The 23,629-nt window shown below is 41.5% G+C and carries 19 protein-coding genes; 12 read left to right on the top strand and 7 right to left on the bottom strand.

Going from position 1 to position 23,629, the window contains the following annotated elements; translation table 11 throughout:
• Window positions 1-6 precede the first annotated feature (6 nt).
• The gene (locus tag CAL7507_RS31730) at window positions 7-225 is read left to right on the top strand and encodes a hypothetical protein (protein ID WP_015129337.1); all 219 of its coding nucleotides are present in this window, start codon (window positions 7-9) and stop codon (window positions 223-225) included.
• A gap of 77 nt (window positions 226-302) precedes the next feature.
• On the opposite strand, the gene CAL7507_RS15065 is transcribed toward CAL7507_RS31730, so the two are convergent.
• Together CAL7507_RS15065 and CAL7507_RS15060 are read right to left on the bottom strand one after the other, a co-directional pair.
• Entirely contained in the window at window positions 303-1,175 is an 873-nt protein-coding gene (locus tag CAL7507_RS15065; RefSeq protein WP_015129336.1) for a DUF4351 domain-containing protein, read from the bottom strand.
• 86 nt (window positions 1,176-1,261) lie between these two features.
• A complete protein-coding gene (locus CAL7507_RS15060) occupies window positions 1,262-1,492 on the bottom strand; it encodes a hypothetical protein (RefSeq protein ID WP_015129335.1) in 231 nt (76 codons plus the stop codon).
• A gap of 660 nt (window positions 1,493-2,152) precedes the next feature.
• Between CAL7507_RS15060 and CAL7507_RS15050 the strand changes: the two genes are divergently transcribed.
• From CAL7507_RS15050 to CAL7507_RS15030, 5 genes are read left to right on the top strand one after another with little or no spacing between them, the layout of a single operon-like run.
• Window positions 2,153-2,953, top strand: coding sequence for a phosphoadenosine phosphosulfate reductase family protein (locus CAL7507_RS15050; RefSeq protein WP_015129332.1), 801 nt, complete (start codon window positions 2,153-2,155; stop codon window positions 2,951-2,953).
• 19 nt (window positions 2,954-2,972) lie between these two features.
• Window positions 2,973-3,623, top strand: coding sequence for a hypothetical protein (locus CAL7507_RS15045; protein ID WP_015129331.1), 651 nt, complete (start codon window positions 2,973-2,975; stop codon window positions 3,621-3,623).
• Between the two features lie 3 nt (window positions 3,624-3,626).
• The gene (locus CAL7507_RS15040) at window positions 3,627-5,882 is read left to right on the top strand and encodes a DNA sulfur modification protein DndB (protein ID WP_015129330.1); all 2,256 of its coding nucleotides are present in this window, start codon (window positions 3,627-3,629) and stop codon (window positions 5,880-5,882) included.
• A gap of 19 nt (window positions 5,883-5,901) precedes the next feature.
• Complete coding sequence (locus tag CAL7507_RS15035; RefSeq protein ID WP_015129329.1) at window positions 5,902-7,524, top strand: DEAD/DEAH box helicase; 1,623 nt, start codon at window positions 5,902-5,904, stop codon at window positions 7,522-7,524.
• Entirely contained in the window at window positions 7,517-9,343 is a 1,827-nt protein-coding gene (locus tag CAL7507_RS15030) for an ATP-binding protein (protein WP_015129328.1), read from the top strand. Before CAL7507_RS15035 ends, CAL7507_RS15030 begins: the two co-directional genes overlap by 8 nt.
• An 84-nt stretch (window positions 9,344-9,427) precedes the next feature.
• Here CAL7507_RS15030 and CAL7507_RS15025 read toward each other — a convergent pair whose 3' ends face one another.
• Both CAL7507_RS15025 and CAL7507_RS15020 read right to left on the bottom strand, forming a co-directional pair.
• A complete protein-coding gene (locus CAL7507_RS15025) occupies window positions 9,428-9,826 on the bottom strand; it encodes a type II toxin-antitoxin system VapC family toxin (protein WP_015129327.1) in 399 nt (132 codons plus the stop codon).
• On the bottom strand, window positions 9,811-10,086 hold the full coding sequence (locus tag CAL7507_RS15020; protein WP_015129326.1) for a hypothetical protein: 276 nt from the start codon (window positions 10,084-10,086) through the stop codon (window positions 9,811-9,813). Before CAL7507_RS15020 ends, CAL7507_RS15025 begins: the two co-directional genes overlap by 16 nt.
• Window positions 10,087-10,266: 180 nt before the next feature.
• Between CAL7507_RS15020 and CAL7507_RS15015 the strand changes: the two genes are divergently transcribed.
• Entirely contained in the window at window positions 10,267-11,439 is a 1,173-nt protein-coding gene (locus tag CAL7507_RS15015; RefSeq protein WP_015129325.1) for a cysteine desulfurase family protein, read from the top strand.
• Between the two features lie 254 nt (window positions 11,440-11,693).
• Here CAL7507_RS15015 and CAL7507_RS15010 read toward each other — a convergent pair whose 3' ends face one another.
• On the bottom strand, window positions 11,694-11,897 hold the full coding sequence (locus tag CAL7507_RS15010; protein ID WP_015129324.1) for a hypothetical protein: 204 nt from the start codon (window positions 11,895-11,897) through the stop codon (window positions 11,694-11,696).
• A gap of 189 nt (window positions 11,898-12,086) precedes the next feature.
• Here CAL7507_RS15010 and CAL7507_RS15005 point away from each other — a divergent pair, with 189 nt between their 5' ends.
• Entirely contained in the window at window positions 12,087-12,959 is an 873-nt protein-coding gene (locus CAL7507_RS15005) for an S-methyl-5'-thioadenosine phosphorylase (RefSeq protein WP_015129323.1), read from the top strand.
• 386 nt (window positions 12,960-13,345) lie between these two features.
• Here CAL7507_RS15005 and CAL7507_RS15000 read toward each other — a convergent pair whose 3' ends face one another.
• Complete coding sequence (locus CAL7507_RS15000) at window positions 13,346-13,771, bottom strand: universal stress protein (RefSeq protein ID WP_015129322.1); 426 nt, start codon at window positions 13,769-13,771, stop codon at window positions 13,346-13,348.
• A gap of 210 nt (window positions 13,772-13,981) precedes the next feature.
• Entirely contained in the window at window positions 13,982-15,283 is a 1,302-nt protein-coding gene (hisD, locus tag CAL7507_RS14995; RefSeq protein ID WP_015129321.1) for a histidinol dehydrogenase, read from the bottom strand.
• A 672-nt stretch (window positions 15,284-15,955) separates the two neighbouring features.
• Here hisD and rpsT point away from each other — a divergent pair.
• From rpsT to CAL7507_RS33435, 4 genes are all read left to right on the top strand, one after another.
• Window positions 15,956-16,252 (top strand): 30S ribosomal protein S20, encoded by a 297-nt coding sequence (gene rpsT / locus CAL7507_RS14990; protein ID WP_015129320.1) that lies wholly within the window; start codon window positions 15,956-15,958, stop codon window positions 16,250-16,252.
• Window positions 16,253-16,333: 81 nt separating this feature from the next.
• On the top strand, window positions 16,334-17,119 hold the full coding sequence (locus tag CAL7507_RS14985; protein ID WP_015129319.1) for a TatD family hydrolase: 786 nt from the start codon (window positions 16,334-16,336) through the stop codon (window positions 17,117-17,119).
• Window positions 17,120-18,172: 1,053 nt separating this feature from the next.
• Window positions 18,173-21,472, top strand: coding sequence for a DNA-directed RNA polymerase subunit beta (gene rpoB / locus CAL7507_RS14975; RefSeq protein ID WP_015129318.1), 3,300 nt, complete (start codon window positions 18,173-18,175; stop codon window positions 21,470-21,472).
• Between the two features lie 256 nt (window positions 21,473-21,728).
• The gene (locus tag CAL7507_RS33435; RefSeq protein WP_015129317.1) at window positions 21,729-23,606 is read left to right on the top strand and encodes a DNA-directed RNA polymerase subunit gamma; all 1,878 of its coding nucleotides are present in this window, start codon (window positions 21,729-21,731) and stop codon (window positions 23,604-23,606) included.
• The last annotated feature ends 23 nt before the right edge of the window (window positions 23,607-23,629 follow it).

Below are 23,629 nucleotides of genomic sequence, written 5' to 3'. Positions count from 1 at the left end.
GTTTAAATGCTGAATAATGGAAATTTTATAAATAAACGACTCTCAGTAAAAATGACAGAAAGAGACAATACATTAGATTTAATGAGTTTATCGCAACATTGTGTGGAACTCACACAGTATTTTGGTGCTTTGTCAGATTTTGGTGGCCACGATGGATCTGAACATATTGCGGATTGGCTTACACTAGCTGCTTGGCAGAATACTAAAAAAATAAATTATGGCTAATATTTATTCTCTTTACTCTAAATTGGTTGGTGTTATGAATAAGGAGTTGGCGCGATCGCACCAACTCCTTACACTTTTTATTCTTGTTGTTGGTTTAACCAGGTTTCTAAATCAGCAATGTTAGAAAAATCTAGTAATGCTTCTCCTAGATTTTCTAATTGCTCAATTGATAATCTTTGAATTCGCTCGATTAATGATTGGTTAATTTCCCCAAGTCGGCGATTGAGTTGACGTAGAACTAAACGTTCTTCTCCTGACTGTACAGCTTTTTGATAAAGTGGTTCTAATCGCATAACTAACTCCCTATCATCTGCTTCTAATTCTTGATTTACTCTCAAGTTTTCGCGCAAGTTGTAAACTAATTCCAGGGTTGCTTTTTGGTATGGATGATTTAATGGTAACGCTTGCAATTCGATAATTGCCTGCGATTGCACGTTTCCCCTACCCAAAAGCCTCAACCATAAAGTTTCCGGTATCTGTGGTAATTGATGTATGGCGACAATTGCTGTCCGCAACGCATCTGGGAGGAAATGTACTCCTGTTAACCAATCTGATTTTTGTACTGTTCCAAAGCTAGACAACCTAGTTTCAGATACTGTGGTAGTCAAAACCCACAATTGGGGAATTTCTGCGTCTGGAAGTTTGGTTTTGTTGGTTTTAGCTTCTCGTCGCAGTGAAGCTTTGATTTCTAATAATTTTAGAATACAGTCGCAGATTTCATCGGTAGAAGCTGGATTGCGAAAGGGTTCTATGATGGCTGGATTTTCGGCAAATTTTCCTAGTAAACCCAGTATTTGTAAATTAGAGTTTTGCTGTTTGTCAGGAGTGAATAAAACATCTATTTCTTTAATTTCTCCTGATACTTTTTCTGATGACTTGATTTCTCCGTAATCTTTTAGCAATTCTTCAAGATAGTCTTTGGCAAATTTGTCATGTATAAAGCGCGTCACGTCGCTTGGCTCCGAATTCAAAATTAATAATTCCCTGAAATCAAGAGTTGGTGCGATCGCGCCCCAACTCCTGTATCTTTTATTTTCTAAACTTGCTGTCTAATTAATACACTCACTACATCGCCTGATTCGCCTAAACTACCTGCTATGACTGGTTTAGACCAAGAACCTACTTCTGCATAACCTGTAGTATGTAACACATGGATAGTCTTTCTCACAAGATTAGGAGTACCGACTAGTATGTGTTTGATCTTTTCTCGCCTCACCTGGACTTGATTGCTGCTGTTATCTTCTAATCTCACAAATTCTTCCGCCATAACGCACCTGTTTAATGTTGCAAAGTAGGATTAATGTCTTTCATACTTCATTGTACCTTATGTAATATATGTACCGTACAAAGAAGATATTGAAACTTAACGATTTATGATGAGTCTTGATGATATGCAAAATTTGTTTGTGACAGAGAAGCGTGAGGGACAAGAATATCTTGGTTTCTATCTTCCAAAGGGTAAGAGGGAACTGTTTAAGGAATACTGTCAATTTATGGACAGCACAATGAGGGATGAACTGGAGAAGTTTATTGATGAGTGCATATCTGATTCCAAGTTCCAGCAATACCTAGAAATGAAGCGTAGGTTAAAAGATAAATAATCGACGTTGCTGATTAGTGGGATGATTTTCACCTCACGCAAAGGCACAAAGAATCAATATTCGGCTTTGTACAAAAGTCTCAATTCATCCCGCATTTATGCAACGCCAAATAATCTTTTTGTTAGTAGTGTGTATAGCCTGGACGACTTTAGTGTAAATAAATTGAGGTATAAAAGCGTAACTGACTGGTTTATATAAAGTTATTACTGTCAGTATTATTACTAATAATTCTAACATTTTCTTTAAAAAGCTACACATTTTCTTTACATCTTTGCTAGGATATTAGGATTCTTAATATATTTGCTAAAAAAAACTCAAAAACCAGCATGGCAGAGAAAAAGGTTAGACATCTATTAGGTATTTCCGGGGGAAAGGACAGTACAGCTTTAGCAGTATTACTGCATAAGGAAATTCCAGAGATGGAATATTTTTTTTGTGATACCCATAAAGAATTACCGGAAACTTACGAATATCTCGACCGCATCAAAGCCCGTCTGGGGATTAAAATTCATTATCTCAGTGAAAACCGAGGCTTTGACCATTGGTTAGCGATTCATGATGGTTTATTACCTTCTCCCCAAATGCGTTGGTGTACGGTGAAGATGAAAATTAAGCCTTTAGAGGATTTTGTGGGGGATGATGAGGCTATTAGTTACGTTGGCATTCGTGCTGATGAAAACCGTGATGGTTATATCTCCACTAAACCTAATATTAAACCTGTGTTTCCCTTTAAGGAAAAGGGTTTAGTTAAGGCTGATATTATTCAGCTATTAGAAGAAAGTGGTATTGGACTCCCTGACTATTATCGCTGGCGCAGTCGTTCTGGGTGTTTCTTCTGTTTCTTCCAACGCAAGTATGAATGGGTGATGTTGGCACAGGAACATCCTGATTTATTTCAAAAGGCTGTTGAGTATGAAACTAATCATGCTGATGGTCGTACCTATACTTGGACAGATGGGGAAAGTTTATCGCAGCTTCTAGCACGCAAGGATGAAATTATTGCTCAACATGAAAAGTTAATGGCTAAAGAGAAAAAAGCCGCTCCTAATCGTCCTTTATTTGAAGCATTAGAAGAAATTTTAGAACAAGAAGATGATGAGTTACCTTGTTTAGTTTGTCATTTGTAAATGATTGATTAAAAGTGTGATGACTATTTATCGTTGGACTGAAATATCTGGCATACCGCAAGAGCCAGGGATTTATGCTTGGTATTATTCACCTGAAATTACAGATTATGATTTAGAACTTGCTATTGAAAAAATTAACAAGTTTAAACAAAGTAATGATCGTGAATCTGCTGCAAAAATAATTGAAAATTTTCTTGACAAGAATATTTTTCAATATTTTCAAGAAGAACCATATCAAGCGTTTCTTGAAGGTTCTCTAAAACCCACTTATAGAGGTTATCTTGAGCATAAACCTATGATTTCTGATTCTTTAGTCTCAAGAATTGTTGAAGAACCAGAAAGGCTGAAAACGGTGAAAAATGTTGTTCATTCATCTGCACCAAATTTTGCCAGTCCTATATATATAGGAATGTCTGACAAATTAGGAAAAAGATTAAATCAACATAAAAAGCTCATAGAAAAATATCGAGAAGAAATATTTCAAGAAAATACAAAAATCAAAGACAAAGATAATATTGATCAAAGTTTTGCGATGGAAGTGTGTCGCAGAAATATTCTGCCTGCACAACTATTTGTTGTAATTAATATTATTAAAGATAACGGTAAAAGATATATAGACCTTGAAAATATTCTCAATAGAATTCATTATCCATTACTAGGAAGGAATTAAAAAATGTCACTAAAAATTCGTAGAGAATCTGCTTTAAATTTAACTATTGAAGGCTCAATAGGCTCGTTTAGTGTTGGTACAGGTAGAGAAGGACAAAACTCCGTTGAAGTTAAGTATTTTCTTACTCATGTTGGACTTGATTTTTCCAGTAGTGCAAATGAAGCATTACTTAGTCATCTTGCTCCTGTAAGAGAAATTTTTGATTTAAATCAGCTTGATTTTGATGAAATCATGCAAAGAGATATTGATGATGCCAGAGTTTCATCTGAACTTATTCCCTATTTACTTGATGATAAATCAGTCGATTTAGTCAAGTTATTTCCTCCTATTGTTGTTGTTGTACTTCCTGTTAAAGAAGGAGAAAATAGACCAGCAAAGTTGTATCCAAAAGTCACTACCGATGAACAACCTGAAACAGAAGAAGCAGGACAGTTTATACTACGTTCAGGTTCTATAGGTCAGGAAGTTTTTCAATTTGAACAGCCTATTTCTGAAGGACAACGACTTAAGCATGACTTAGTACGTTTTAAGTTAAACACTCATAAGACGCGGTTAGTTATAGTCGATGGACAACATAGAGCAATGGCTCTACTTGCATTGTACAGAAATCTTAAAGATCAATGGTCAGATGAAAAACGTGCGCCATTTAAAGAATACTATTCAGAATGGACACCAAAATATATTCAAAAATTTAATTTAAAAGAAATAAATCTACCAATTATCCTATGTACATTTCCTTCTTTAGATGAGGAATATTCTGGTGAATTTGATTTAAGAAAGGCTGCAAGAACAGTATTCCTTACATTAAATAGAGAGGCTAGAAAAGTATCAAGAACACGTAATATTTTACTTGACGACAATGACATAATTGCTTATTTTCTACGTTCTTATTTGTCTAAAGTAAAGCAAAAAGATCAACGCTCATTTTCTTCCTTACGTATCTCAAATATTGAACTTGATCAATCAGATAAGGATAAGTTAAAAATTGAAAGTCCTATTGCTATTACAGGTGTTAGTCATCTCTACTATATAATAGAACACTTGCTTTTGAATAATGGTAGTGATGTCAAAGGTGCAAAACCTAGATCGGGGAATTTTGCTAAACGGAAAGACTTGAATCTTTGTATGCAAAAATATCGTTTAAATGGTCGTAATTTGCTTGGTTCAGAAATTGCGGATTCAACAAAACGTGACAACTTTACAATAGCTGTAGCAGAAAAGTTGCGAGAAAAATTTGATGAAAAATATGGTGATTTTATTCTATCTATATTTGAAGGCTTTACTCTTTATGAAAATCATAATAAAGCTGTTTTAGACCTTGAACAGAAGATTGAAAGCTATCAAGATCGTCAACTAAAACCTATTTTATTTGAAGGACAAGGTATTAGTCGAGTTTTTGATGCTCACAGAGAGAATTTAGAAAATAAAATTAAAGAAAGAGAATTGAGTAATATTCCAGAAATTCAGTCTATTACTCAAAGACTCAATGCTACAGCTAAACGTGTTAACAAAGCTATAGAAGATTTCCGATATGAACGAGCTAATCTATGTATTAAATCAATCTCAGATAAAGCAGCAATTAAGGATACTGAAGGCAATATAAGTTATGGAGTAATACAATGGTTTAATGAACTTTATGATAATATTCTCACAACAGTAGCTTTTCAAAGTGGTCTAATTTGTGGCTTTTGGGGAGAAATCGAAAAGATAAATATTAGACTAGGAGAAGAATCCATAGATATTAATCAATATCTTGAAGAATATATTGAACAATTGAATAAATTCTTTATTCCTAATAGTTCTAGCCAATTAAAAAAATTAGTTCATATATTTACTGGAGAAATAATTGGTAATATTTCAGATTGGAAAATAACAAAAACTAATCATACTTTCCGTAATATCGTATATCGTGGTGAAATGCAGCCAGATCAGTGGACAAAATATAAGTATCTAATTTTAGAGATTTGGTATCCAACTAATGAGTTTTTAGAAAATACTCTTAATCAAGAACGAGAAAAATGTAGAGAGCAGATATTTTCTGCACTTTACAACTTATATAAGAGTGAATATTGTAAAGAAAATTCAAAGCTGGAAGACAACCTTGATGAAGAACAAAAGAATATTATTTTTGATAAAACCTTTGCAGAATATAATATGTTTCTTAAAAATGTCAATGGAAAATCCTTAGATAAACAGAAAATGAAAAGAGCTTGTTCAGTAATTCCAGCTTCAGAGATTGATGAATCTGATGTGGAATAAAATGAAATAGGAGTAAAACTTGAATTTCAATGACTTACTAGCCAAAGCCGATGAAGAAACACTACAAGAATTATTAGGTAGTGCAACTTTTCATCTGCTAAAACTCCTAGAACCTAATTTAGTTCATCCTAGTAAACTGAGAGAAATTCTCTTAACTATCTATACCCAAGAAGAACTACTCTTATCCAAAGAAAAACGAAATTTACTATTTGATTTAATCACGCCAGAACAAGCTAAAATCCTCGCCGTTGTATTAGAAGCACCTGCTAATAAAGACCCTTATCAGGCATTAAAAAAAGTTAAAATAAGCGGTGCTTCAGAATCGAAAAAGTATCTGTTTAACTTCTTTGAAACACCGCTTACAGCCAGAAGTCAAAATCAAATTGAAACGCTCTCAATTGTTGAAAAAACTCCCAAGTATCCTTTATTTGCACACCAACGCCACGCAGTTAAGCAAGTCAAAAACTACCTTAGTAAAGAACCTCGTCGCGTTCTTCTTCATCTTCCCACTGGTGCAGGCAAAACCCGCACTGCAATGAATATTATTGCAGATCACCTAAGAAACAATGAACCCACTTTAGTTATCTGGTTAGCCTATAGTGAAGAACTTTGCGAACAAGCAGTTACAGAATTTCAAAAAGCCTGGGACAGTTTAGGCGATCGCTCCGCCAATACTTATCGCTTCTGGGGCAACCATGAGTTAGACTTAGCCCAAGCGCCAGATGGCTTAGTCGTAGCAGGATTAGCGAAAGTCTACAGCGCCGCTAAAAAGAGTATTCGCTTTATTAATCAACTGGGTGTGCGTTGTTCATTGGTAATTATTGACGAAGCCCATCAAGCAGTAGCCGAAACCTATAAACTCGTCTTAGATTCCTTAGTCGTCCCCTACGAAAAAACCGCCTTATTAGGTTTAACCGCCACACCTGGACGAACTTGGGCTGATATTAACACCGATGCACAACTAGCTAAATTCTTCGCCCAACAGAAAGTTACCATTAAAATCCCAGGTTATGACAACCCCATTGATTATCTCGTCGATCAACAATACCTGGCGCAAGTTAACTATCGTTCCTTATTTTACGAAATGGGGATTGAACTAACTCCCCAAGACTTGAAGCGGATTAATACAGATTTAGACATCCCCCAATATATCCTGAATCGGTTAGCAGCAGACGAACAACGCAACCTCCGCATCATCCTGGAACTAGAAGCACTCGCCCAACATCATCAACGAATTATTGTGTTTAATCCCTCCGTTGAACACGCTAGACTCATCGCTTCCATATTGCGATTAAGAGGCTTGAATGCTGATGCGGTGACAGGTGAAACTCCCAAATCAGAACGAGAACGGCTGATTCAAAGTTTTAAAAACGAACAGCAACAAACCAAGATTTTATGTAACTACGGCGTTTTAACCACTGGCTTCGATGCACCCAAAACCAGTGCAGCTGTTATCGCCCGTCCTACCAAATCCCTTGTCCTCTACAGCCAAATGGTAGGACGCGCCATCAGAGGAATCAAAGCTGGGGGTAATGCTACAGCCGAAATTGTCACGGTTGTCGATAGCCAACTCCCCGGTTTTGGTTCAGTCGCATCAGCCTTCCACAATTGGGAAGACGTTTGGAGGAAAACCCATGAATAACGCCCATGATATCGTTCCCACTCACCTCGCAGTCCAGGCCATGCGGGATAACGGATATAAAAACGCCGCCTATGCTTTAGCCGAACTAATGGATAATGCCATACAAGCTGGTGCATCCCAGGTAGAGTTACTCTGTGGGGAAAGAAAACAATCGGTGGAAGGGAAGAGGCGATCGCGCATTGAACAAATCGCCGTGTTAGATAATGGTTGTGGGATGGATGCTAACGTTTTACGTCTCGCCCTGCAATTTGGTAATGGGACTCATTTAGATGAAGATAAACACACCGGAATCGGTCGTTTTGGTATGGGTTTACCCTCTTCCTCTATTTCCCAATGTCAACGGGTTGATGTGTGGTCATGGCACAATGGCATAGAAAACGTATTGCATAGTTACCTTGATTTAGATGAAATTAAAAGTCAGCGGATGACGGAAGTACCTGAACCGACTGTGCAACCAATTCCGATGATTTGGAGAAACATCGGTCAAAAATTTGGCGACAGTGGCACATTAGTAGTATGGTCAAAAATCGACCGTTGTATGTGGCGAACTGGTAAAGCGATTATTGATAATTCTGAATTTGTGATTGGGAGAATGTATCGTAAATTTCTGGATAACGATCAAGTCAAAATTCGCATGGTGGCATTTGATTTAGATGCTTTATATAAAGTTCCTCCAGAAAAATCTGCCCTACCCAATGACCCAGGTTATCTAATCGAAAAAACCTCTTGTCCTGCACCTTATGATCATCAGGCAATGTTCCAATCTTGGGAAGGCGATACATCTTACGAAACTACTTATAAAATTAATTTTAAAGACAAAGAACATGATGTAAAAGTGCGTTTTTCCTACGCCAAAGAAGAAGCCCGTCAAGCCGAACCAGGAAAAAACCCTGGTAGTTTACCACATGGACAACACGCCGCTAAAAATGTTGGTGTTTCTGTAGTTCGTGCTGGACGAGAATTAGAATTAGACCAAAACCTAGTTAATAATTATGACCCTACAGAAAGATGGTGGGGAATTGAAGTTGAATTCCCGCCATCACTTGATGATATTTTTGGAGTAACAAATAACAAACAATCAGCCCGTAATTTTGGAGAAATTTTACAACTAGATATTGAATCTTTACTAGAGGAAGGAAAAACCGTTGCTCAACTCAAGGAAGAATTACTTCAAGATGAAGATCCAAAACTTCCTCTTTTAGAACTTGCTCATAAAATTAGTAGTCAATTAAGCCTGATTCGTCGCTTAATCAAAGCCCAAACAAAAGGCACTCGCACCACCGAAAAACGTCACGGACATGACCCCTACAAACCTGAAAAAGTAGCTACTACTGTGACTCAAGAACGTCAATCACAGGGTTACAAAGGTAAAAGTGATGCAGACGAACAATTACCAAAAGAAGAACGAAAACAGGTTATTAAAGAAGCTTTAAAAGAAGATGGCGTGACTGAAGCCAAAGCGGAATTAATAGCAGCAACTACAGTAGATGATGGCTTAAAATATAGCTTTGCACAAGCGTCGATAGATACCCCTGAATTTTTCACTGTTCAATCCAGAGGGGGAGCAATTATTGTTACGTTGAATACCAATCATCCTGCCTATAAAAATTTAGTTGAAATCTTAGAAGAGGATGTAGATAAAGCCGATATAGATACTTTACGTTCTCGATTAGTTAATTCTTTAGATGGGTTAAAATTACTACTAATGGCATGGGCAAGGTATGAGGATGAACAGCCAGATGGTCAACGTAAAGAAAATGCTCAAGATACTCGTATTGATTGGGGGAGAGTCGCTAGGAGGTTTTTAGAGAATGAATAAGATTAAATCTCACGCAGAGGCGCAGAGGCGCAAAGAGTTGAGAGAATGCAGATAATATGTACACTACTTGATAAGTAGCTGTAGTTATTCCCAGTCTTCGTATTTCAACCCATCAATACGACTAAACTCACGGGTATTGTGGGTGATCAACGTGAGATCATTTGCTAAAGAAATCGCAGCAATTAACAAGTCATTTGATCCAATTGGAGTTCCCAAAGTATCAAGACGAGCGCGAATCTTTCCAGCAATTTTTCCTGCTTGACGATCTAATGGTAAATCAGTAAACTCAGCCAATAAATTTTCCAAATGACTGAGGTTTCTGTTAATATTCTTGCTTTTGTAAGCTCCATAGTACAGTTCACTATAAACAACTGTACAAATGTAAATTTCTTTAGCAGGAATTGTCAGAATTTTTTGGGTAACAAGTGAATTTGATGAATTAAGAATTTGGATACACGCATTTGTATCTAAGAGATAGGCCATTGAATCTCCTCCCTATTCTCAAAGGGAAGCTGTTCTGGTCGTTCAAGGGGTTCACCTTCCCAACTACCTATGACATTTTCTAAAAACCTATGAGAATACCCTAATTCTTGGGGTGTTTTGGCTGTAGTCTGTGAGGGTTCTGGGATCACAGGCTGGAAGACAATTACTACATCTAATTCTTGGTTAGCAATCTCAGGTGGAAGCTGGATTTGCAGAATTCCATCATCACCTATATGTGTTCTAATCTTGATACTTTCCATAAACTGACTCGCTAACTAGAACCCGATACCCCTATAATATCGAAATCATGCTTTATTAGCTTTAACTTTTCAGGAAAAATGATGATTAAATCTCACGCAGAGGCGCAGAGACGCAGAGAGTTAAGAGAGTTGTTATGATAATTTTCTGCGTTCCTTTGCGTTTTCTCTGCGTTAAAAAAAATGACTAACATAATCTACCTAGACTACCACTCAACTACTCCCGTTGACCCCAGAGTAGCTGAAAAAGTCATGTACTATATGACTACCGATTTTGGTAATGCTAATAGTGTAGATCATGGTTATGGAGATACAGCAGCGCAAGCAGTTAAAAAAGCACGTCAACAAATAGCAGGATTAATCAACGCTTCCCCCAAGGAAATCATATTTACATCTGGTGCAACAGAAAGCATTAACTTAGTAATTCAAGGACAAATCTCGACTTCGCTCGATTACCATATTGTTCGACAAAATACTCCCGCCAAAATCATTGTTTCCCCAGTGGAACACAAAGCGGTTTTAGATACCTGCAAAGCCTTAGCTAAAAAAGGACTAGCGGAAATTATTTGGTTAAAAGTTAATCAACAAGCGCAGATTGATTTAGAACATCTAGAAAAAGTCTGCTCAGATGGTGCGGCTTTACTCTGTGTGATGGCGGCTAACAACGAAGTCGGGACAATTTACCCCATCAAAAAAATTGGGGCGATCGCATCCTCTCACAATATCCCGTTTTTATGCGACGCTTCCCAAGCAGCTGGTAAAATTCCCCTCAACTTTCAAGACTGGGGTATCACCTATCTAGCGATTTCTGGACATAAATTCTATGCACCCAAAGGCGTTGGTGCATTCGTTGTGAGAAACGGTTATTCTCCCCAAGCGATGATTTATGGCGGTGGACATGAACAGGGTTTAAGATCCGGTACACTCAATGTCCCCGGAATTGTTGGTTTGGGGGAAGCTTGCAGATTGAGAGGGTTGGAGATGGAAACAGATGAAAATGCGATCGCATTTTTGCGAAATCAATTCCAAACCCTGCTACAAGAGCAAATTCCTGATTTAGTAGTGAATGGAGACTTAAACAACCGCTTATCAGGTAACTTACATATTTCTATCCCTGACATTCCTAATAGTGCCATAATTGCTAGAGTTCGCCACCAGTTAGCTATTTCTACAGGTTCTGCTTGTTCATCAGGAGTTGTTGCACCCTCTCACGTTTTACAAGCTATGCATCTTTCAGAGAATATAATTGAGGGAGCGTTAAGAATGGGCGTTGGGAAATTTACAACCAAAGCAGAAATCGAAAAAGCATCCTCCCTGATCATCAGTGCAGTCAATGACATCCATCAACTTCTCTAAGAGGATGCTTTAACAGGTATGAGTTATAAGTATTTTGATTTGATAACTATTCACTGATTTAAAGATTTTGGGCAAAGCAATAAGTTAGACTCTACAAACTCAGTTTTAAATCACAAAGCTCGTAGGGGGTTTCCCCAGCATCTATTGTATGTCACTGAGCGCAGCTGTACTACTTCGTGCATCTTGCTATGCGTAGCATACCACAGGTAAGTGTTGCATCCGACCGATAAATCCTATATTAGAGAGACAAAAAATTAATCAACGACCTTGAGTAATCCTCTTTGCACAGCATCAAACACTTTGCTGATTTGCAGCCTTTCTTGCTCATTTAAGCCTTCTTTGGATAGCAGTGTTGACATCAAAAGCTGTTGATCGCGGCGCGTAATTCTGCGAATAGCAAATATGTGTTCCAAGACTGTCTCTAACTGCATTTGGGTTGCGGGGGCGGTGGTTAGCATCTTTAATTAGTAAAACTTTGTATATTCTTTACAACTTAGTGACTGTAGGATAACAACTTTTCATAAAGCTTGACATTAGTAGCTATACGGAATGAAGCATAATTGCTTATTACCACTTCCTTGCGTCGCCTGGTACTCAGCTTTCCTGTAAAATAACTTGGCAGCTTTGCAAGGAATAGATGAAAAATCATGGCTAAAGCTAGTATTGGTATTATTGGTGGTAGCGGTCTATATAAAATGGACGCACTTAAGGATGTGGAAGAGGTGGAGGTTCAGACGCCTTTTGGCTCTCCGTCTGACGCAGTAATTTTAGGGACATTGGATGAAACGCGGGTAGCTTTTCTCGCACGTCATGGTCGCAATCATACGCTGTTACCTTCTGAGTTGCCATTTCGTGCCAATATCCATGCTATGAAACAGTTGGGTGTAGAGTATTTAATCTCAGCGAGTGCGGTAGGTTCCTTGAAGGCTGAAGCAAAACCACTGGATATGGTAGTACCAGATCAGTTTATTGACAGAACGAAAAATCGGATTTCCACGTTTTTTGGTGAAGGAATTGTGGCTCATATTGCCTTTGGCGAGCCGATTTGTCAGAATTTGGCTCTTGTGTTGGCAGATGCGATCGCTTCTCTAAATTTACCAGATGTCACTCTACATCGCGGTGGCACTTATGTATGCATGGAAGGCCCAGCATTTTCGACTAAAGCAGAATCAAATCTTTATCGTAGCTGGGATGCAACAGTAATTGGGATGACGAATTTACCAGAGGCTAAGTTAGCTAAAGAAGCAGAAATTGCCTATGCAACCTTAGCCCTAGTGACAGATTATGATTGTTGGCATCCAGATCACGACAGTGTAACCGTAGAGATGGTGATTGGTAATTTACAGCGCAACGCAGTCAATGCTCAAAAAGTAATTCAAGAAACAGTGCGGCGTTTAAGTGAGAATCCCCCGCCTAGCGATGCACATTCGGCTTTAAAATATGCAATTTTGACGAATTTGGCCAAAGCACCCACAGCGACAAAGGAGAAGTTGGGATTATTGTTAAAGAAATATTTATGAAATAAAATAGGGCATTGGTAACTCTTCTCCATGCCCACTCCATCCCCACAACGACAGGCTTAGTGATCTACTTATACTAACCCTGTTCTGTCACTCTCCGGGAGGGCGATCGCTAGAAGCCCGATGAGGCAATCAATACAAGCTATTCTATTAGAAAAAAGTTGGTCTTGTATTTGTTATTAGAAAAGAATCGCGCAAACGCCTGCTATACAAAAGCTCTAGAATTCAGAAATGGCAAAAGTTTTCGGAGAGTGACAGAAGCGGGCTAAAAACGGCTTAGAACTGTCATTCTGAGCAAAGGGAAGAATCTCCGAGATACTTCTCTTCGAGACGCTACGCGTGGCGTTGAATTCCTGTCCCTATTGCCTATTGCCTTTCATATGCTTCTAATTCGGCTTTACTACTAAAACTGAACAATGAGCCTCTTCTACCACTTGACTACTAACAGAACCTTGAACAATTCGCTTCATCCCAGTTAATCCGCGACTGCCAATTATAATCAAGTCAACTTCATAAATATTAGCGAAGCGAATAATCTCATCAGCAGGATCACCAGTCACTAGTTCTAATTGACTATTAACTGATAATTTTTCCTGGTAGGATTGCAACTGTTTTTCAATCTGGAAATAAGACAATGTTGGTGACTCTGGCTGAGGACGATCAGCTGGTAGCTCCATTTCTGATTCTGGCGAGGGAAACACATGGCAGATAATAACTGTGCTATCTGGTGACAGCACTAATTCGTCCACAGTCTCAATTACTCGTTCTGCGATTTCTGAACCATCCAGAGCTACCAAAATATTTTTTAGCACTGCTCTCGTCTCCTCAAGAGTAGACCCCTTTAATAAGTCCTGGCGAAGGTTATTGGCAGCAACACTCAAAATCTTCCAGTTTTGGATTGAGTGGTCGAAACTACGCCATAAGTCGATTTGCCTCGTGGCAATTACTGCTATCTAGATTTTTAGTTTGCAGCCACCAAGTCACCTTTGCTAAAAGTGTAGAGAAAAATTAATGATTCCAAATCACTCTTCTTGCTGAATTCGGCGTCGTACTGAATCGGTGTGGGAAGGTAGTCCTTCCGCTGTTGCTAGTACGTCAATAGCCCCAGCTACGTTTTGCAGGGCAGTTTTTGAATATTGGATAATACTAGAGTGTTTCAGAAAGGTTTCTACACCTAGTGCTGAGGCATAGCGAGCAGCACCAGAAGTCGGCAAAGTATGGTTAGGCCCTGCCAAATAATCTCCTACAGCTTCAGGTGTAAATTTACCCAAGAAGATTGCCCCAGCATGACGAATTTGTGGTAATAATTCCCAAGGATCTGCGATTTGTAATTCCAGATGTTCGGGGGCAAATTCATTAGAGAGTTCAGCTGCTGCTTCCAGGGATTCTACAATTACTATCAAGCCATAGTGAGCGATCGCTTTTTCTGTGTCTAGTCGTCGTGGATGATCTACCAATTGTCGTTCCACCGCTACCTGCACGTTCTTGGCCAAAGCAGCATCTGTGGTTAACAAAATCGCTGCTGCCATTGGATCATGTTCGGCTTGTGCTAATAAGTCAGCGGCAACATGTACAGCATTGGCGGTTTCATCAGCAATAATTAGCACTTCGCTTGGTCCTGCTAAGGAATCAATGCCCACAGTTCCATAGACCAGTTTTTTAGCCAGAGTCACATAAATGTTGCCAGGGCCAGTGATCACATTCACTTTAGGAATTGTTTCTGTGCCGTAGGCTAAAGCAGCGATCGCCTGTGCCCCCCCGACGCGATAAATTTCCTGCACCCCCGCTTCTTGGGCAGCTACCAAAACTGCAGGGCTAATTACTTTTTGCGCTCCTGGTGGTGTTGCAATCACTACACGGGGTACGCCAGCTACCCTGGCTGGAATTGCATTCATCAGTACCGTACTAGGATAGGCAGCACGACCCCCAGGCACGTATAAACCTGCACAGTCAACCGGGGTGTAGCGTTTACCTAACACCACATCATCATCGCCAAAGTGTACCCAGCTTTTCGGGACTCGCTGACGGTGAAACGCTTCAATTTGGTTACAAGCTAACCTAATCGCCCCAAGCAACTCCTTCGACACCTGTTGGTAGGCTGCATCTAGGTCTGAACCTGTGACACGCAGCTCTTCTGGCTTCAGGATTTGGTTATCAAATTCAGCTGTGTAGTGTAACACAGCTTTGTTGCCTTGGCGTTTTACTGCTTGCAACACTTCTCGCACCGTTGCTTCTTTGTGAAGCACCTGTTCGTCATGGGTACGATTGCAGATACGTTGTAGTTCTGCTCTGACGTCTGCCTGCTGAGTAATGATTCGCAGCATGGAGTAAGGACAATGCCAAAATTAGAATATTCCCACTTGAGAATCAGTCTTGCTCTTTACCCACAGGGGTGCAGAGCTTTACTCTAATTCTCTTCTCTAGCTTAACCTGGATTTTTTTGATACTCCCAGTGTTTGCAGCAATATGAGTTGCTTGAGAAGGCGACTTAATTTCTCAGTCCGACCAGCCTAAAAAAGCTCTTCGGCAGGGAGTAGGTGTGCCAATTCCCGCTACCCTTTCGCTTTCTTAGTCTATCCTTACCAAATAGCAGGTAGTGTATTCACACATCCGGCTACTCCTGTGTGAAAGAGAGTTGGCGTCTGAAATATAATTTTTACTTATTTTTCTATCTTAGAAATTAACATGTGTTGCTTCTTTACGCCTACAACTGGAGCTTCAGCCTTTGAGAGTCCTTGATCTCTGACAACACGTCTTGATTTGGAGACAGATTACATTAGCAGTTATAATTTTTTTCCCGCTAAGGGTTAGAGAAAATGGCTATATTTGAAATAGCACCCTATATTAACGCATTTCTGAGGCTGATTCAACAACTTGATGCCGACAAAACTTACAAGTGAAATTTTTTTCAGAAATCATCACATTGGCAATATGGATGCTATATTAGTAAGTCTAGTAGTGTGTGTACATAATTAATAGTCTTTTTGGGATTGACTGTGGCGAATACAAAGTCTGCTCTTAAGCGCGCCGAAATCGCAGAACGTAACCGAGTGCGTAACAAATCTTACAAGTCAGCAGTTAAGACGCTGACTAAGAAGTACCTTAACGCAGTAGAAGTCTATAAGGCTAATCCTACCCCAGAATTGCAACAAGAGGTAGAGGTTAGATTATCCGAGGCTTACAGCAAAATCGATAAAGCTATCAAGCGGGGGGTTCTTCATCCCAACAACGGGGCGAGGAAAAAGTCAAAATTAGCTCACCGACTCAAACCACTCACACAAGCAGCCGAGTAGTCATTTGTCATTCGTCATTTGTCATGAATAACGGCAAATGACAAAAAACAAATGACAAAGACAAAGGACAAAGGACAGAAGATGCAGCTGATTGACACCCACGTTCATCTTAACTTCGATATTTTCCAGCCAGATTTAGCATCAGTGCGATCGCGGTGGCAAGAAGCAGGCGTAGTGCATTTAGTACATTCTTGTGTCGAGCCATCAGAATTTGCCAGCATTCAAGCCATAGCACACCAGTTCCCCGAACTTAGCTTTGCCGTGGGATTGCATCCATTAGATGCGAGCCAATGGAACGATCAGATAGCCGAGCAAATTTTATCCCTCGCTAGTTCTGACTCAAAAGTAGTAGCGATTGGGGAAATGGGGCTAGATTTGCACAAAGCAGATAACTATGAGCAACAGCGCCTAGTATTTGAAGCGCAGCTGGCGATCGCATCAAAGCTTAACTTACCTGTGATTATTCACTGCCGAAATGCAGCACCACAGTTAAAAGAAGTTTTACAAAAATGGCAGGAGTCCACAGGAGAAGAGATTCGGGGTGTAATGCATTGTTGGGGTGGAACGCCAGAGGAAATCCAATGGTTCGTTGACTTAGGCTTTTACATTAGCTTTAGTGGAACAGTAACGTTCAAAAACGCCAAACAAATACAATCTTCAGCAGCTGTGGTGAGAAGCGATCGCCTCCTAATTGAGACAGACTGTCCTTTCCTCGCTCCAGTACCCAAACGGGGTGAACGACGTAATGAACCTGCTTATGTCCGTTATGTAGCGGAACACGTAGCGCAATTGCGTGGGGAAACTGTCGAGGCGATCGCTGCTCAAACCACTAAAAACGCTTGCGAACTATTTGGTCTCGTACTCTAAAAGTACCCCTATAGGTACAATCAGTCGCAGCAAAAAATAAAACCCCAGGAGGACAAAAATATGCTATTATCATTCCCTCCAAAGTATTCCGCTTGCGGCATAATGATAAAGGAAAGAACTCAGAACTCCTAAGTTTTATTTTGCAGGGTTATCGACTTGACATCCGCTGGCTCACCCTTTGGGTTATCCTTGAGAATCTGGAAAACCAGTTTGCTCCTACGCCCCAATTCAAAATGCAAAATACCCTGCGGCAAGCCCTCCGGGCGTCTACAAAATTCAAAAATAGCCAGGATACAAGCCCCTAAATTCATTAGACGGAGAAAGAACAAGGAGTGAAACACGTTGTACAACGTGTTAGCATAGCTTGTGCCTTAGTGCCAAAAGCATAGTCTCCTTCTTTTCATCCCCTGAATTTATGGGAATTCTCCGTTTTGAATTTTCCAGAAGGGATTAGCCATATTCATATTCTCTACAAGCGGATGCTCTGAATAATCATGAATAACCCTGGAAACCTAGGTGGCGCTAAACTTTTGCACAACACCGCTTTTGCTGTAATTAACCTATAGAAAATTGTTAAACGTAATTGCCTTGTGAGTACAACCCACCAAAATAGAGACATACCAACTGGGAGTCTTAGAGACACTACTCATTTCCCTAGTTTTAGGAAATTACCATGAGTTTAAATTCAGAAGGGTATTGAAGACACCACACTACAGAAATGCGTGGGCTAATTAAAGCGCTTTGGGAGGGGAAGTGAGAAAAATAAATCAAACTCAAGCATATTCCAAGCACCTGCTCTTGAAGAATCAACTTAATAACCAGATTTTGGCAAAGTGCCCCCACCAGGGGCGACTACCCCCTTTTCAAAATGCCACTTTACAGATTTAATTTCTGCGTTTGCCTGCACCTTTTGAATAGCAGGTGGTGTGAAGAAAATTCCCCAAACAGCTACGGACACTAGTTGGTAGAGGGAAGCTACAAAAGCGATGTCCTGAGCGCAGTCGAAGGACAGTGTCCAAGGGAAAGTTTAACCAGGTTGACAAAGGTAGAGGCATGACTGACGAAACATATATGGAACCCGCCTTTTTGTTACCCGATTTAATAGAAATCCAGCGTTCAAGCTTCCGCTGGTTTCTAGAAGAAGGGTTAATAGAGGAACTTAACTCCTTTAGTCCGATCACAGACTACACTGGCAAACTAGAGCTGCACTTTTTAGGTCATAACTACAAACTTAAAGAACCAAAGTACAGCGTTGAAGAAGCCAAACGGCGGGATAGTACCTATGCTGTGCAAATGTATGTCCCCACACGCCTGTTAAACAAAGAAACCGGGGATATTAAAGAGCAAGAAGTATTTATTGGGGATCTGCCCTTGATGACAGATCGTGGCACGTTTATTATTAACGGCGCCGAGCGGGTGATTGTGAATCAAATTGTGCGGAGTCCCGGAGTCTACTATAAATCAGAAATTGACAAAAACGGACGGCGCACCTATTCCGCCAGCTTAATACCCAACCGAGGGGCATGGCTGAAATTTGAAACAGACCGTAACGATCTAGTGTGGGTACGCATCGACAAAACCCGCAAACTTTCAGCACAAGTACTTTTAAAAGCTCTCGGTTTATCAGATAACGAAATATTTGACGCCTTGCGTCACCCCGAATACTTCCAAAAAACCATCGAAAAAGAAGGGCAATTTTCTGAAGAAGAAGCCCTCATGGAACTGTACCGCAAATTACGTCCCGGTGAACCACCAACAGTTTTAGGTGGGCAACAACTCCTAGACTCCCGATTCTTTGACCCAAAACGTTACGATCTTGGTCGTGTTGGCAGATATAAGCTCAACAAGAAACTACGCCTATCAGTCCCCGACACCATGCGCGTGCTGACTCCCGGCGATATCTTAGCAGCAGTAGATTACCTGATCAACCTAGAGTATGACATTGGTAGTATCGACGACATCGATCACCTGGGTAATCGCCGCGTCAGAAGTGTGGGCGAATTGCTACAGAACCAGGTAAGGGTCGGCTTAAACCGCTTAGAGCGCATCATTCGAGAACGGATGACCGTATCCGATGCTGAAGTGCTGACCCCAGCGTCCTTAGTTAACCCCAAACCCCTGGTAGCCGCAATTAAAGAATTCTTTGGCTCCAGCCAATTGAGTCAGTTCATGGATCAAACTAATCCTTTGGCAGAACTGACCCACAAACGCCGCCTCAGTGCCCTTGGACCAGGTGGATTGACCAGAGAGCGCGCCGGCTTTGCCGTGCGAGATATCCATCCTTCTCACTACGGACGCATTTGCCCAATTGAAACCCCAGAAGGTCCCAATGCCGGATTGATTGGCTCCTTAGCAACTCATGCCCGAGTTAACCTTTACGGCTTCCTGGAAACGCCATTTAGACCTGTGGAAAATGGGCGCGTAAGATTTGACGTACAGCCAGTATACATGACCGCAGACGAAGAAGACGACCTCCGGACTGCTACTGGGGATGTGCCATTAGATGAAAATGGCTACATAAAAGGGCCGCAAGTTCCAGTGCGCTATCGCCAAGATTGGGCTACCACAACACCAGAACAAGTAGACTATGTAGCAGTTTCCCCAGTGCAAATTGTGTCGGTAGCTACCAGCATGATTCCTTTCTTGGAGCATGACGATGCTAACCGCGCACTGATGGGTTCCAACATGCAACGGCAAGCAGTCCCCCTACTTAAACCAGAGCGTCCGTTAGTGGGCACAGGTTTAGAAGCTCAAGGAGCCAGAGACTCCGGGATGGTAATTGTATCCCGCACCGACGGCGATGTTACATACGTAGATGCCACAGAAATTCGTGTGCGTCCCAAACCATCAGGTTCGGAAATTAGGTACACACTTTCCAAATACCAACGCTCCAACCAAGATACATGCCTTAACCAGAAACCCCTTGTTCGTACAGGTGAACGCGTCGTTGCTGGGCAAGTACTAGCTGATGGCTCCTCCACAGAAGGCGGTGAATTGGCTTTAGGGCAAAATATCGTCGTTGCCTACATGCCTTGGGAAGGCTACAACTACGAAGATGCAATTTTGATTTCCGAACGGCTGGTGCAGGATGATGTCTACACCTCAATCCACATTGAAAAATATGAAATTGAGGCCAGACAAACCAAACTAGGGCCCGAAGAAATCACCAGAGAAATTCCCAACGTTGGGGAAGATGCCTTACGCCAATTGGATGAACAGGGAATCATTCGTATTGGGGCATGGGTAGAAGCTGGGGATATCTTAGTAGGTAAAGTCACACCCAAAGGTGAATCAGACCAACCTCCAGAAGAAAAACTGTTGCGTGCCATTTTCGGAGAAAAAGCCCGAGATGTGCGGGATAATTCCCTGCGAGTTCCTAACGGTGAAAAAGGTCGTGTAGTTGATGTGCGTCTGTTCACCCGTGAACAAGGCGATGAATTGCCACCGGGAGCCAATATGGTAGTCCGGGTATATGTTGCCCAAAAACGCAAAATCCAAGTCGGCGACAAAATGGCAGGACGCCACGGCAACAAGGGGATTATTTCCCGGATTTTGCCTGCGGAAGATATGCCCTACTTACCAGACGGTTCACCAGTAGATATCGTTCTTAATCCCTTGGGTGTACCCAGCCGGATGAACGTGGGACAAGTATTTGAGTGTTTATTAGGCTGGGCTGGTCACAACTTGGGTGTCCGGTTTAAGATTACCCCCTTTGACGAAATGTATGGGGAAGAGTCATCCCGCCGGATTGTGCATGGCAAATTGCAAGAAGCGCGCGATGAAACCAGTAAAACCTGGGTATATGACCCAGATAATCCCGGCAAAATCACAGTTTTCGATGGTCGTACTGGCGAACCCTTTGACCGACCAGTGACTGTAGGCGTGGCTTATATGTTGAAACTGGTGCATTTAGTCGATGACAAAATCCACGCCCGGTCTACAGGCCCCTACTCCCTCGTTACCCAGCAACCCTTGGGTGGTAAAGCACAACAAGGTGGTCAGCGGTTTGGAGAAATGGAAGTGTGGGCATTGGAAGCCTTTGGTGCAGCTTACACCTTGCAGGAATTGTTGACAGTGAAATCTGATGACATGCAAGGGCGGAATGAAGCGTTAAATGCGATCGTTAAAGGCAAGGCAATTCCCCGTCCCGGTACACCAGAGTCCTTTAAGGTGTTGATGCGAGAACTGCAGTCACTGGGGTTGGATATTGCCGTACACAAAGTAGAAACCCAAGCAGATGGCAGTTCCTTGGATGTGGAAGTCGATTTGATGGCGGATCAATCAGCCCGTCGTACCCCTCCTCGACCCACCTATGAATCCCTCTCCCGTGAGTCACTGGAAGAGGACGAATAGGGATTAGGGACTAGGGAATAGGGCATAGGGATTGGGGAGAATAAATAATAAAATTTGTTCTTGATCCCTGTCCCTGAGCGTAGCCGTACCACTTCGTGGAAGCAAGCTACGCGCAGCGTCTCCGCAGGAGAAGGAGAAGGGTTAACTCTTAACAAATGACCAATGACTAATGCCCAATACCCAATCCCTAGTCCCCAGTATCTAACCCCCAGACAAAAACTAAATATACTCATAACTCAAAACTCAGTACTTAAGTATGAGAAACGCCCAAACTAATCAGTTTGACTACGTTAAAATCGGCTTGGCATCGCCAGAAAGAATTCGGCAATGGGGTGAAAGAACACTACCAAACGGTCAGGTAGTAGGAGAAGTCACTAAGCCGGAGACGATTAATTACCGGACTCTCAAACCAGAGATGGACGGCTTGTTCTGCGAGCGCATCTTTGGTCCCGCAAAAGATTGGGAATGCCACTGTGGTAAGTATAAGAGAGTGCGTCACCGTGGTATTGTTTGCGAACGCTGTGGTGTGGAAGTTACTGAGTCCCGGGTGCGACGTCACCGCATGGGCTATATTAAACTCGCCGCCCCAGTAGCTCACGTTTGGTATCTCAAAGGTATTCCCAGCTATATTTCTATTCTGCTGGATATGCCTTTGCGGGATGTGGAACAAATAGTCTATTTCAACTCTTACGTTGTTCTCTCCCCCGGTAATGCCGAAACTTTAACCTACAAACAGCTACTGAGTGAAGATCAGTGGCTAGAAATTGAGGATCAAATCTACAGCGAAGATTCCCAACTACAAGGTGTAGAGGTAGGGATTGGTGCTGAGGCATTACTGCGCTTGCTTGCTGATATTAATTTAGAACAAGAAGCCGAAACCCTGCGGGAAGAAATTGGTAATGCCAAGGGGCAAAAGCGGGCAAAATTAATTAAGCGCCTGCGGGTGATTGACAACTTTATCGCCACTGGTTCCAAACCAGAGTGGATGGTCATGGCTGTCATCCCTGTGATTCCCCCTGATTTGCGCCCAATGGTACAGCTAGATGGTGGACGTTTTGCCACCAGTGACTTGAATGACTTGTATCGTCGGGTCATTAACCGCAATAACCGTCTGGCTCGCCTGCAAGAAATTTTAGCGCCAGAAATCATTGTGCGAAATGAAAAGCGGATGTTGCAAGAAGCAGTAGACGCTTTAATTGACAATGGTCGTCGGGGACGGACTGTGGTGGGGGCAAATAACCGCCCGCTGAAATCCTTGTCTGACATTATTGAAGGTAAGCAAGGACGTTTCCGGCAAAACTTGTTGGGTAAACGGGTTGACTACTCCGGACGTTCTGTAATTGTGGTGGGGCCAAAATTACATATCCATCAGTGCGGATTACCTAGGGAAATGGCGATTGAGCTATTCCAGCCTTTTGTGATTAATCGCCTGATTCGCAGTGGCATGGTAAATAATATCAAAGCTGCGAAAAAGCTGATATCTCGAAATGATCCTAGTGTTTGGGATGTGCTGGAAGAGGTGATTGAAGGACACCCAGTTTTACTTAACCGAGCGCCAACCTTACACCGTTTAGGTATTCAATCTTTTGAGCCAATTTTGGTAGAGGGGAGAGCGATTCAACTGCATCCCCTGGTTTGTCCAGCGTTTAACGCTGACTTTGATGGTGACCAAATGGCTGTACACGTCCCTCTGTCGTTAGAAAGTCAGGCGGAAGCGCGGTTATTGATGTTGGCTTCTAATAATATATTGTCACCAGCCACAGGTAAGCCAATTATCACACCCAGCCAAGACATGGTGTTGGGGGCATATTATTTAACCGCCGAAAATCCCAATGCAACTAAAGGCGCGGGAGGCTACTTTGCTTCTCTAGAAGACGTGATTATGGCTTTTCAACAAGAACAAGTTGACCTACACGCTTATATATACGTGCGGTTTGACGGTGAAGTTGAGACAGAGCAGCCAGACACAGAACCGCTGGAAGTCATAGAAAACAGCGATGGTAGCCGGACATCACTCTATAAATTCCGCCGGGTTAGAGAAGACGCTCAAGGGAATTTACTTTCTCAGTATATCCGGACAACACCAGGTCGCGTTATTTACAATAATGCGATTCGGGAAGCACTAGCAAGCTAGTCATTTGTCATTTGTCATTTGTC

It is taken from the genome of Calothrix sp. PCC 7507 (assembly GCF_000316575.1).
In the GTDB taxonomy this organism is placed as follows: Bacteria; Cyanobacteriota; Cyanobacteriia; order Cyanobacteriales; family Nostocaceae; genus Fortiea.
The sequence above is the reverse complement of the archived record's forward strand: the minus strand, read 5'-3'. Positions and strand labels throughout refer to the sequence as shown.